Below are 12,032 nucleotides of genomic sequence, written 5' to 3' on the forward strand. Positions count from 1 at the left end.
ATTTCGTTCTGATTAGACTTGGCCCGCTGATCGCAGCACGCTAAACTTTGCCGGTGAGTGACGACGTAACCCTGAAGACGACCGATGCGCCGGTGTGGTGGCATGAATTCGCCCCGGCGCAAGCCCTGGGCTATTCTCCGGTGCGCGCCTGTATCGCCGGCGCCGATGCGCGCGATATTTCCCCTAACGAACTGCGCGAACTGTGGGGCCGCGAACCCCTGATCGTCGCCAATGCCGCTCTGATGCGCACACGCCTGTTCGGCAATCGCAGCCACCGCGAGGCGCGCCATTTCGATGTGCTCGAACTCTTCGCCTTCGTTCGTCCGGCGCAATTCTGCGCCCCGTCCGTGGCCGGGGTGGCGCTGGCCTGCGGCTATGCCGAGCCGCAAACACCGGAAGCGCAGGCGCGCGTCCTGTTCGATGTCGTATCCAGCCTGTGCGACAGCCTGAAAGCGGCGCCGCTCGGCTTCCGGCTGGTGGCACAATCGGGCGTAAAGCTTATGGAAAAGCAGGGATGGCCGTGGGCGCGCCTGCTTCAGGCTGTGCTCGACCAGACGCAGATTCCGGCCGATTATATCCCGCCACCAGCGCTGGATGTCTGGTCGCTTCTGGAAGAATGGGAGGATCAGCCGCCCGAAGGTCAGGCGCGGTCGGTCGCGCTTAGCGACGAGGAGGTCAGCGCCGCGCTGGATGCCGGTCTGGCGCGGGCGGGGCTCGACGAGCGCCGGCCTGAGCAGCGCGAATTCGCCATGAAGGCGCGTGATATCTTCGCGCCGAAATTCGTCAAGGATCAGCCTAACATGCTGCTGGCCGAGGCCGGCACAGGCGTCGGCAAGACGCTCGGCTATCTGGCGCCGGCGATAGCCTGGGCGCAGAAGGCGCAAGGTCAGGTCTGGGTTTCGACCTACACCAAGGCGCTGCAAAAGCAGATTTACAATGACACCCGCGCCCTGTTCGATACGCCTGAAATGCGCGCTGAGCAGGTGGTGGTGCGTAAAGGCCGCGAAAACTATCTCTGCCTGCTCAATTTTCAGGAACGGCTGAATAACGCCCATAGCCAGCCGGAAATCATCATGGCGGTGCTGATGGCGCGCTGGGTGGTTTACAGCCGTGACGGCGATATCATGAGTGGGGATTTCCCGACCTGGCTGCCTTCACTGCTGCCGCCCGGTTCCCCGGCGCATGTCTTCCAGACCCTGACGACGTCGGCTTTGGTCGATCGTCGCGGCGAATGCACCTATGCCGCCTGTCCGCACTACCGCGTCTGCTTCATTGAAAAATCGGTGCGCAAGGCCAAGTCGGCCACACTGGTTATCGCCAACCACGCCCTCGTTATGGCGCAGGCGGCCTATGACCTGCGCGATGTGGCGCGCGCCGAAATGGAAGCCGAGTTGAACGGTCAGGATATGGCCGAGGAACACGCCATGCCGGCGCTGTCGCGGCTGATCTTCGACGAAGGTCACCACGTTTTCGAGGCGGCGGATTCGGCCTTCGCCACGCGGCTTTCCGGACTGGAGGCGTTTGAGCTGCGCCGCTGGATTCGTGGCAATGAGGGTCGGTCACGGCGGGGCAGGGGCCTTGAGGCGCGCCTCGGTGATCTGTTGAGCGGCGATGATACGGCCAAGGCGGCGATGCAGGATCTGATCCGCGCCGCCGCTGTGCTGCCATCGGAAGGATTCTCGCAACGCATCACGGTGCGGACGCAGGATGGCGGCGGTATCGATCCGGCTGGCCCGATCGAAGCCCTGCTGGTGGCGGTCTATGGCCAGATCGATATCCGCCAGGGCGAGGCGCGGCTGCGGTCGCGTTTCTCGCCGGACAATGAACAGGGCGGCGAATGTGAGGCGCATCCGTGTCTGGACACTGTGGCCGAGGCGGCGAAGACGGCCGCGCGTGCCTTGGCCGCCATCGAAGCGCCCCTGCTGGCGTTGGTGCGTGCGCTGGAAGATCGGCTTGGTAGTAATAATTTGGGCAGCGGCAAGGAAGAGATTGAGCCGGCCGATCGCATCCGCATCGAAGGCGCCTTGCGCGGGCTGGAGCGACGGGCGCGGATGTTGCTGCCGGCGTGGCGCTCCCTGCTGCAGCAACTGAACATAGATGACGAACCGGTGGCAGAAGCGGCGCGGACTGTGGATTGGTTCTCGACCGAGGTAATCCGCGGCCGCGTGGTCGATGTCTGCCTCAACCGCCACTATGTCGATCCGTCCCTGCCGCTGGCCGAATATGTGCTGAAGCCGGCGCATGGCGTTCTGGTGGCGTCGGCGACCCTGAGCGATGGCCCGAAGGAAAGTTCGGATGCCGATGTGTTCGCTCTGGCGCGTCAGCGCACCGGCGCCAACCATCTGGTGATGGGCGCCAAGGCGGCGCGGATCGCCTCGCCGTTCGATTACGCCTCGCAGGCCCGCCTTTTCGTGATCACCGATGTCAGCCGCGATGATGCGCGCTCGATCGCCGCCGCCATGCAGGCGCTGTTTGTGGCGGCAAAAGGTGGTGCGCTCGGTCTTTTCACCGCCATCCGCCGTCTGCGCGCTGTCTACGACCAGATCAGCAAACCGCTGGCCGAGCAGGGGCTGTCGCTCTATGCCCAGCATGTCGATCCGCTCGATGTCTCGGACCTGATCAGTGTGTTCCGCGCCGAGCATCATTCGTGCTTGCTGGGCACCGATGCGATCCGCGATGGCGTCGATGTGCCGGGGCAGGCCCTGCGCCTGATCGCTTTTGACCGCATTCCGTGGCCGCGTCCGGATACCTTGCATCGCGCCCGCCGTCTGCATTTCGGCGCCAAGCTCTATGACGATGCCCTGACCCGCGCCAAGCTGGCTCAGGCGTTTGGGCGTCTGATCCGCCGCAAAGACGATAAGGGGGTCTTCGTCATGCTCGATTCCGCCGCCCCGACGCGGCTGTTTTCCGGCCTACCCGAAGGCGTGCTGGTGCAGCGCTGCACGCTGGCGGAGGCCATTACCGCCATTCAGATATTCCTCTATCCTGATTGACTTTGCAGGGGGCGGCGTGTTTGGTTAATGTCAGTAAGCCCCTCACCCCAGCCCTCTCCCCACGCGTGGGGAGAGGGGGCAAATTAATCCCCTCGCCCCGTTTACGGGGAGAGGGTGGCCGACAGGCCGGGTGAGGGGCTCTTTCACTAGGAGCCGCCTGTGTCCGAGACCAACGACCTGACTCTCTCCGTCAAACCGCAAAAGAGGGCCAATCGCTGGGGTCTGTTCGGTCCGGTGCTGGTGCTGGGCCTCCTCTTTGCCGCCTGGAGCGGCTACTGGTTTTACACCGCGCACAAAATCCAGGGGCAGATCCTGCAAAACCAGAAGGGGCTGATCGATGCCGGCTATCAGGCCAGCTTCGATCCGGTCGCGGTTGAGGGCTACCCCTACCGCATGTATGTCGATTTCAAGAACGTGGTGGTGGTCTCTCCGGCCGGACGCGGCTTCTCAGCGCCGTCGGTTCAGGCCGAGGCCAATGCCTACGCCCTCGAAAAGTGGGTGGTGGTGGCGCCCGAAGGTCTGACCCTTTATCGCGGACGGCCGGGCGGTATCGATCTCGGCAAGCTGCTCGTCACTGGCCGCAGCCTGCGCGCCAGCATTTCGGGCGTCAATCATCCGATCTATAATGTGGCGCTGTCCGGCGTCGGCCTGACGCTGACGCCTTCGGACCCGACGCATCCCTTCACCTTCTCGTCGGCCGATAATTTCGAGGCTTACCTGCGGCCCAACGCCACCGCGCCCGACAGCGCCGACATGCTGCTGCGCCTGACTGGCGCGCGAGGCCAGCCGGGTGGCATCGTCGGCGATCTGTCGCGTGACAAGCCGCTGTCCCTGCATGTCGAAAGCACGATCAATCAGATGAGCCGCTTCAAGGGCGAGAATTTCGCGGGCAGCCTGAAGGCCTGGAGCGCTGGCGGCGGCACGGTCAGCGGCTACAAGGCCAAGCTGATCGCCGGCGATCTCAGCCTCTTCACCACCAGCGACGCCCTGACGCTTGATGAGACCTCGCACCTCAGGGGCAAGATGAACATCGAGATGTCGGGCACCTTCAATCCGCTTGATGTGCTGGGCGCCCTGCATATCATTTCAGAAGAGAACATGACCCTGGCCAAGCCCTTGCTCAACATGACGCTGGCGACACAAGGCACGCAGAAATTCGCCATCGATTTCCATGAGGGCGGCGCCTATGTCGGGCCTTTGAAAGTTTCAGATGCACCTATACTGCCGTAATACTGACGGACTGCGCATTTTAGCTCAAACAAGACTTGTGATGGTCATTTTACAGGCCTAAAGTTTTGCGATCTCTCGCCAAAACGGAAGCCTTGCCTTGACGACTCTCGCTGACCTTCGCACCCGGATCGATGCCCTCGATGCCGAACTGCTGCGCCTGATTGATGCCCGCGCGGCGCTGGGGAAGGCGATCGGTGAGGCCAAGGCGCAGGAAGAGCCGGCCAACACCCAGGTGTCGCTGTTGCGCCCGGACCGCGAGGCCATGCTGATCCGCAAGCTTATCGCCATGCCGCGCGAAGCCGCCAGCGAGAGCGTGGTGGTACGCATCTGGCGCGAACTGATCTCGGAAAACCTGCGTATTCAGGGGGCGGCGCACGGCGGCCTGCATCTCAACTTAAGTACCGCCGAACACTCAAAAGAGGTTCTGGTATGGGCGCGTGAACGCTTCGGTTTCGCGCCAAGCTTTGGCTACGTCAATGATGCGACGGCGGCGATCCAGGCCGCCCGCGATGTCCGTCACATCTCTGTCCTGTCGCTCGATCCGCGCGGCGGCGCCTGGTGGGCACGTCTGCTGGCCGAACCGAAGGTGCGCGTTATCGCCGCACTACCCGAACTTTCGAGCGCCCGGCCATACGCCGTGGCGCTCGCTTCTATTCAGCCTGAGCCTACCGGGGACGACATGACCTTCTGGGTCAGCGATTCCGCCGAACACGAAAACAAGATCGTCGAAGCGCTCGGTCAGCGTGGTTTCGCCGCAGAATGGCTTTGCACCGCGCAGGGGCTTAAGCTATTTGGCATCATCGGCTTCGTGCAGGAGCATGACGAGCGGCTGGCCACCAAGACTTTGGGCAGCCTGTCGGGCATTATCGGCGCGGCGCCCCGGATTTAAACTTAAGAGACGTCTCATGACCAAGACCGTTCCCGCTCCTAAGGCGGGCATACTGGATATCGCCCCCTATATCGGCGGCAAGTCGAAGATTGAGGGCGTGGCCGAGCCGATCAAGCTGTCGTCCAATGAAAACGCGCTCGGCTGTTCGGCCAAGGCGATCGAGGCCTATGAAGCCGCCAAGGTCAAACTGTTCCGTTACCCGGATGGTCATGCCGCGCCGTTGCGCGCGGCGGTGAGCGCCTATCACGATCTGGAACCTGAACGTCTCGTCTTCGGCAATGGCTCAGACGAGGTCTTCGCCCTGCTCAATCAGGTCTATCTCGAAGCCGGCGACAATATTGTCACCGGCGAGCATGGTTTCCTGGCCTATCGCATTTCAGCGCTCGCCTGTCAGGCCGAGGTCAGGCTGGCTGAGGAGCCGGATCAGCGCGTTTCCATCGAGAAACTGCTCGAACTGGTCGATGCGAAAACCAAGATCGTCTATATCTCCAATCCGGCCAACCCGACCGGCACCTGGAACACGCCGGAAGAGATTGCCTATCTGCGCGCACGTCTCGATCCGTCGATTTTGCTGGCGATCGATGAGGCCTATGCCGAGTTTGTCGACGAGCCGACGTGGGAAACGGCGTTCGGTATGGCGCGCGGTTCGGACAATATGATCGTCACGCGCACCTTCTCGAAAATTCACGGTCTGGCGGGTTTGCGCATCGGTTTCGGCTATTGTCCGCTGCCGGTGATCGAGGCCATCGACCGCATCCGCCTGCCGTTCAACGCTAACCTGCCGGCGCAGTTCGCCGCCGTGGCCGCCTTGCAGGACAGTGTGCACATCGAGGCCTCACGCCAGCAGATTTTGAACTGGCACCCGCGTCTGCGTCAGGCCATCGCCGGTCTTGGCTTTGAGGTGCGCAAGAGCATCGGCAATTTCGTGCTGATCTATTTCAAGGATGGCGAAGAAGCGGCGCGTGCCAATGAATTCCTGATGACGCAGGGCATTATTATCCGTCATGTCGCGAATTACGGCCTGCCACAATGTCTGCGCATCACCATCGGCAAGGATGAGGAAAACCAGGCCGTGCTTGAGGCTTTGGCGAAGTTCGCGGCGACACGGGCTTAAGCCTTAAACCCTCACGCATGTGCAGCATTTTTTTAACGCCATATTGAGTGGGATCGTCTATAAACCTTAACCGTAAGCTGGTGGGCAGCCGTAAAGGCCGTCGCGTGAACAAGTCGAATGGCCAATATCCGAAGTGAATACAAACGCCTGCTGAAATCAGGCGAGATTGTTCCCGATAACGCCCAGAAGGCGGCTATCGAGAGCCTGGTCGTGCTGGAACGTCGCATCCGGCAGAGCCGCGCCCTGTGGCGTCGTATTCTCGGCATACAGCCGCGCGTCTGCGGACTCTATCTGTGGGGACCGCCCGGCCGTGGCAAGTCCATGATGATGGACCTGTTCTATAACAACATTCACAAGATACCGAAGCGCCGCGTCCACTTCCACGCTTTCATGGCCGAGGTGCACCACCACATCCGCCTGTGGCGCGAGAGCGACGCCAAAACGCGCAAGATCAATTTTGGCACCCACAAGGGCGACGATCCGATCGCGCCGGTGGCCCGCCTGATCGCCAGTCAGTCGCAGCTTCTGTGCTTCGATGAATTGCAGGTGACCGATATCGCCGACGCCATGATCCTGGGGCGCCTGTTCGAGGCGCTTTTCGCCCGCAAGGTCATTCTGGTGGCGACGTCCAACCGTGCACCCGATGATCTTTACAAGGACGGCCTCAACCGCGAGCATATCCTGCCCTTTATCGCCATGATCAAGCAGCGCACCACCCTGGTCGAGGTGGCGGGGCCGAAGGATTTCCGCATGGATCGCCTGCGTGGCGCGCGCACCTGGTTTTCGCCTTCAACCGATCCGGACGCTATCGCCGCGTTCAATGTTTTGTGGGCCGACATGAAGCACCTGATGACCGAGATGGAATGCGTGCTGACGGTCAATGAACGCAAGCTGCGCTTCGCCCGCGCCGCTGGTCCGAGCCTGCGCGCCACGTTTGGCGAACTGTGCGGCACCTTCAACGGTCCGGCCGACTATCTCGCCATCGCCGAGCGCTTCACAACGGTGTTCATCGAGGGCGTGCCAGTGCTGTCGCCATCCAACCGCAACGAGGCTAAGCGTTTCGTGACGCTGATCGACGCGGTCTATGAGGCCGGCACCAAGACGGTGATCCTGGCCGATGCCGAACCGGCTCAGCTATATCCGGCGGGTGACGGCGCGTTCGAGTTCGAGCGCACGGTATCGCGTCTCGAAGAAATGCGGTCTGAGGAGTATCTCAACCGCGCGGGCTGAATGAAACACCCAATATCCGCTGCGCCTGTTCCAGATGCAGGCGCTCGACCATCTCACCGTTCACCGAAACCACGCCGGCTGTGCTGCCGTCAAAGGCGCCGACCACGGCCTTGGCCCAGGCGATATCTTCTGGCGAAGGGCTGAACGCGGCCTCGCAAGGCGCGATCTGCGCCGGGTGTATCAGGGTCTTGCCGTCGAAGCCCAGGCTGCGTCCCTGTTCGCACTCGGCTTTAAACCCGGCCTCATCCTGGAAGGCGTTATAGACGCCATCCAGCACAATCAGGTCTTGCGCCCGCGCGTGCAGCACGATCTGCGTCAAGGCATGAAGGATATCGCGGCGGTCGGCCATCGGACGGGTACGCAGATCCTTGCGCAGGTCGTTCGGGCCGGCGATCAGCCCCTTGACGCCGGTATCCGCGATCTCGCGTACATGGACCACGCCCCGCGCAGTTTCGATCATCGCCCATAGCGGTATATTGGGCCAGACATGCGCCACGCCTCTGATATCCTCAGGTCCATTGACCTTGGGGATCACCAGCCCATCGATGCGCAAACCTGCCAGGGTCTTGTGGATCGCGCCCAGATATTGCGGGTGGATGCGCACCAGCACGGTCTTTGCGGTGAAATCGCTGGCAAGGGTTTCGGCCAGCCGCGTTAGTGCGCCATCGCGCTCATCGTTGCCCACAGCGTCTTCGAGGTCAAAGATCAGCGCGTCACATGGCAGCGTCGCCGCCTTCGCCATGGCCTTCGCATTGGCGCACGGGATAAAGAGAACCGAACGGAACATGGCAGCCTCCTTTACGGGCAAGGGTTGGGGTGGCTGAGGTGCAGTTTAAACACCGCCTTGTCGATCTCATCGGTCCACACCGTATCGAAGGCGTCGATATCATCGATCAACTGCGTCATGCTGCTGGCGCCGATGATGGTTGAGGTGACGAACGGCCGCTGATCGACGAACTTCAGCGCCAGTTGTTCAGGCTTCAGCCCCAATTCGGCGGCCAGATCGACATAGCGGTTGATTGCTTCCTCACCGCCGGGGCCTTCATAGCGGTTCAGGCGCTGGTAGAGCGTCTTGCGAGCGCCTTCGGGCAGGGCACCGTCGCGGTATTTGCCGATAAGATAGCCTTGCGCCAGCGATGAATAGGCCAGCAGACCGACATCCTCGCGCAGGGCCACCTCGGCCAGTCCGTAATCGAAGGCGCGCGATACCAGAGAATAGGCGTTCTGGATCGAGGCGATGCGCGGCAGGCCGTGTTTTTCGGCTTCGCTCAGGAACTTCATCACGCCGTAGGGGCTCTCGTTCGAGACGCCGACATGGCGAATCCGCCCAGCCTTCACGTGACGGTCGAGGCTTTCCAGAATGCTGAGAAAGCTCTCATAATCGGCATCGTAATCGCTATAGTGATGGAAGCCAAAACCGTTATAGCGGCGGTCAGGCCAGTGGAGCTGATAGAGGTCGATATAGTCGGTTTGCAGACGCTTGAGCGAGCCTTCGACGGCGGCATCGAGATGGTCGCGGGTATGGCGCGGCCCGCCACGGATCCAGTCCATGAAGTCGGCGCGACCGGCGGCCTTGGTGGCCAGGATGATGTCCTGGCGATTACCGCGCGCCCGGAACCATTCGCCGATGATGCGCTCTGTGGCGCCTTGGGTTTCCGGACGCGGCGGGATGGCGTAGACCTCTGCGGTATCGAAGAAATTGATGCCGCGCGTCAACGCATAGTCCATCTGGTCCCAGGCATCGGCCTGAGACACCTGGCTGCCATACATCATGGTGCCGAGGCATACGCGCGAAACCGACAGGTCTGTGCGGCCAAGGGGAGAGTATTTCATGCTGAATCCGCTTAGAAAATCCCAAATTCTCGCTTAGAGAATCAAAGTCTGACCCTGTGAATGATCCCCCCTTGTCAGTCAGGGTAACGAGGGCCATATTATTTGATAGAACGTCTCTATTAAGCCCATATGTTTTGGTCGTATAGAGTGGTCACGAAATTAACAGGGGTTTTAAACCTATGAACGACACCGATTATATTGCCTTACCTTCGGCTGAGGAACAGGCCCGCGATATGGGCCTGAAGAACTTCCTTATGGGCATCTATCAAAAGATGGCGCTGGGCCTCGTGCTGACGGGCGCCATGGCCTGGGCCGTGGCGAACACGCCGGCCTTCGCACAGCTTCTTTACCAGTTCACGCCGGATGGCCGGGTCGCTGGCTATACCATTCTGGGCTGGATCTTCGCCTTCGCGCCGCTCGGCTTGAGCTTCATCTCCGGCCGCTTCATGAATGGCCTGAATGCCGGCGTTTCGGGCGCCTTCTACTGGGTGTTCGTCGCCGTCATGGGCGTGTCGCTGTCGTCGATCTTCCTGATGTACACCGGCATCTCGATCGCCAACATCTTCTTCATCACCGCCGCCACCTTCGGCGTCGTCAGCCTGGTCGGCTACACCACCAAGGTCAACATGACCGGCTGGGGCGGCTTCTTCTCGGTTGCTGTTCTGGGCCTGATCATTGCCGGCATCGCCAACGCCTTCCTCTTCAAGAGCGGCCTGATGAGCATGGTGATGTCGGGTATCGGCGTTCTGCTGTTCTCGGCCCTGATCGCCTATCAGACACAGTCGCTCAAGCAACTGTATTACTCGACCGGTTCGCTGTCGGCTAACCACCGCGCGGCCCTGACCTATATCGGCGCCATTGGCCTCTATGTCAGCTTTATCAACCTGTTCCTCAGCCTGTTGAACCTGTTCGGCGGCCGTCGCTAAATCCGGCGACAAGCGTTAAAATTAAAGCCCTCCGGAGCGATCCGGAGGGCTTTTTTTATGACAAGACGTCGAACTTGCGCTTATCCAGCCCAGCCAGCACAGGCCCCAGTTCTCGGCCGCGCTTAAGCACCATGCCCGCCTGATTAAAGACCGCAAAAGCGCCTTGCTTGCGGGCCAGCGACGGGCGCTTCTCGATGCGATAGAAGGGGGCTTCTCCGGCACGGCGGAAGATGTTGAAGGCCACGGCGTCGGTGAGTTGATCTATGCCGTAATCGCGCCATTCGCCGGCGGCGACCTGCTGGCCATAGAGCCGCAATATCATCTCCAGTTCCTTGCGCTCGAAGAAGACGACCTCCGGGCCTTTGGTAGCGCCGAATGCGCCGCTAAAATCCTGAACACTCATAGGTCAACCTGTGTCAATTGCCGGTCCAGTACACGCCACCTCAATGAATCGCGCAAGTCTTTCGCAAGGGAAATATAACGGGTCTTTATGCCCCGGTTATGAAATCGCCCCGGAATGACCTCAATTTGGCCCTTCCTGCGCCCGCTTCGGACGCCAATATATCCTTGTCAGCCAAGGCGATCTGGTTCGGGTTCCCCCTGAACAGCCCCCCCAGCCCCCGGGAATCTAATCGGGTCTCTTGGCTGACAGATACATTTCTTCTTCCCCGAGATACATGTTCTGCGCCGCTACGGACTTCCCCTCCCCGTAGCGGCGTTTTTTTGTGATTTTTTTGCGCTCATGCACCGCTAAGCGCCTCGCACATGCTCGGGCGGGCGGTCGCCCTTGCCAAATTGCAAAGAAATTTGGAGGTTATGCTCTCATGCGCCGCTCGGGCTCAGGCCCAGAGACCGGCCTTCGATTTCGGCATGGCGACGAAGAAGGGCTGGGCTTCCATGCGCTCCAGCCATGCCAGGATATTTGGATAGGCCGCAAGGTCGATGCCGCCTTCCGGGGCGTGAGCGATATAGGTGTAACAGGCCAGATCCGCCAGGGTCAGGCTGTCGCCCACAAGCCAGTCACGGGGCGCCAGATGCGCGTCGGCCACATTCAGGAAATCGTGCGCGACCTGTTGTGCGATGGCAATGTCCTGCGGCGTCTTGAAGATATTGATGCGCCGCGCGGCGGCCGGACCGTAGGCTATGGGGCCGGAGGTCTTGGCCAGCCAGGTCATGACCTCGGCGTGCTGTGCGGGCGCCTGCGGCAGGTAGGTGCGTGCGGTGTCGTAGGTCAGGGCGAGATAGGTCATGATGGCGACCGAGTCCCAGATGATCGTGCCATTGTCATTGATCACCGGTACCTGCCCGAACGGGTTCATGGCGAGGAAATCCGCCGTCTTCTGTTCCTTGTCGCGCAGATTGACGTCGATGCGGTTGAACGACAGGTCGAGTGCGCGCAGCAGCAGTTCGACGCGGTGTGCGTTGCCGGAAAGCGGGAAGGTGTAGAAGGTGAGGCGCTGGGTCATGGTATCTCCTGTGTTTTGCTTCTTACGTCCCGATTGACCAAAATCCGGCAGTTATGCGCCGTGCTGCGCGAAGAGCAGGAGCCGCATCCCGGCATCCGTTAGCACGAAAACCGCCGGGCCGATCATGGCGATGGCGAGGAAGCGCCAGCCACCGCCCTTGCGGAAGGTCACAACGCCACATGCCAGCGCGATTATGGCGGCGATAGTGGCTTCGATGGCCAGCGTGTGGGCGTCGCCGGGCTGTGTGTTGGTCACAAGGTTCAGCACCACGGCGAAGAAGGCGGCCGCGAGACCGGCCACGGCGAGGATCAGGGAGCGCTTTTTCATGATAAAATTCTACGAGGCCTATAG

At 61.2% G+C, this 12,032-nt stretch carries 11 protein-coding genes; 6 read left to right on the forward strand and 5 right to left on the reverse strand.

What is annotated here, in order from left to right; translation table 11 throughout:
* Positions 1 to 47 precede the first annotated feature (47 nt).
* The 5 genes from B060_RS0114060 (at position 48) to zapE (ending at position 7,456) form a co-directional block, all read left to right on the forward strand.
* Positions 48 to 2,993: an ATP-dependent DNA helicase gene (locus B060_RS0114060; RefSeq protein ID WP_018082435.1), complete on the forward strand. Its 2,946-nt coding sequence runs from the start codon at positions 48 to 50 to the stop codon at positions 2,991 to 2,993.
* A gap of 159 nt (positions 2,994 to 3,152) precedes the next feature.
* The gene (locus B060_RS0114065) at positions 3,153 to 4,223 is read left to right on the forward strand and encodes a DUF2125 domain-containing protein (RefSeq protein ID WP_018082436.1); all 1,071 of its coding nucleotides are present in this window, start codon (positions 3,153 to 3,155) and stop codon (positions 4,221 to 4,223) included.
* Between the two features lie 97 nt (positions 4,224 to 4,320).
* Positions 4,321 to 5,112, forward strand: coding sequence for a chorismate mutase (locus tag B060_RS0114070; protein WP_018082437.1), 792 nt, complete (start codon positions 4,321 to 4,323; stop codon positions 5,110 to 5,112).
* Between the two features lie 16 nt (positions 5,113 to 5,128).
* Positions 5,129 to 6,226 carry a histidinol-phosphate transaminase gene (hisC, locus tag B060_RS0114075; RefSeq protein ID WP_018082438.1) on the forward strand — a complete coding sequence of 366 codons (1,098 nt, stop codon included), beginning with the start codon at positions 5,129 to 5,131 and terminating at the stop codon, positions 6,224 to 6,226.
* A 117-nt stretch (positions 6,227 to 6,343) separates the two neighbouring features.
* The gene (gene zapE, locus B060_RS0114080; RefSeq protein WP_018082439.1) at positions 6,344 to 7,456 is read left to right on the forward strand and encodes a cell division protein ZapE; all 1,113 of its coding nucleotides are present in this window, start codon (positions 6,344 to 6,346) and stop codon (positions 7,454 to 7,456) included.
* Here the strand turns inward: zapE and B060_RS0114085 are convergent.
* Entirely contained in the window at positions 7,440 to 8,243 is an 804-nt protein-coding gene (locus tag B060_RS0114085; protein WP_018082440.1) for an HpcH/HpaI aldolase/citrate lyase family protein, read from the reverse strand. The genes zapE and B060_RS0114085 overlap by 17 nt on opposite strands.
* Before the next feature lie 11 nt (positions 8,244 to 8,254).
* Positions 8,255 to 9,289, reverse strand: coding sequence for an aldo/keto reductase (locus B060_RS0114090; protein ID WP_018082441.1), 1,035 nt, complete (start codon positions 9,287 to 9,289; stop codon positions 8,255 to 8,257).
* A gap of 179 nt (positions 9,290 to 9,468) precedes the next feature.
* Here B060_RS0114090 and B060_RS0114095 point away from each other — a divergent pair, with 179 nt between their 5' ends.
* Positions 9,469 to 10,215 carry a Bax inhibitor-1/YccA family protein gene (locus B060_RS0114095; RefSeq protein WP_018082442.1) on the forward strand — a complete coding sequence of 249 codons (747 nt, stop codon included), beginning with the start codon at positions 9,469 to 9,471 and terminating at the stop codon, positions 10,213 to 10,215.
* A 55-nt stretch (positions 10,216 to 10,270) separates the two neighbouring features.
* Here the strand turns inward: B060_RS0114095 and B060_RS0114100 are convergent, their stop codons facing one another.
* From B060_RS0114100 to B060_RS0114110, 3 genes are all read right to left on the reverse strand, one after another.
* On the reverse strand, positions 10,271 to 10,618 hold the full coding sequence (locus tag B060_RS0114100) for a DUF2794 domain-containing protein (RefSeq protein ID WP_018082443.1): 348 nt from the start codon (positions 10,616 to 10,618) through the stop codon (positions 10,271 to 10,273).
* 436 nt (positions 10,619 to 11,054) lie between these two features.
* The gene (locus B060_RS0114105) at positions 11,055 to 11,681 is read right to left on the reverse strand and encodes a glutathione S-transferase family protein (protein WP_018082444.1); all 627 of its coding nucleotides are present in this window, start codon (positions 11,679 to 11,681) and stop codon (positions 11,055 to 11,057) included.
* 51 nt (positions 11,682 to 11,732) lie between these two features.
* Entirely contained in the window at positions 11,733 to 12,008 is a 276-nt protein-coding gene (locus B060_RS0114110; protein WP_018082445.1) for a hypothetical protein, read from the reverse strand.
* Positions 12,009 to 12,032: the final 24 nt, after the last annotated feature.

The organism is Asticcacaulis benevestitus DSM 16100 = ATCC BAA-896 (genome assembly GCF_000376105.1).
GTDB classification, from domain to species: domain Bacteria; phylum Pseudomonadota; class Alphaproteobacteria; order Caulobacterales; family Caulobacteraceae; genus Asticcacaulis; species Asticcacaulis benevestitus.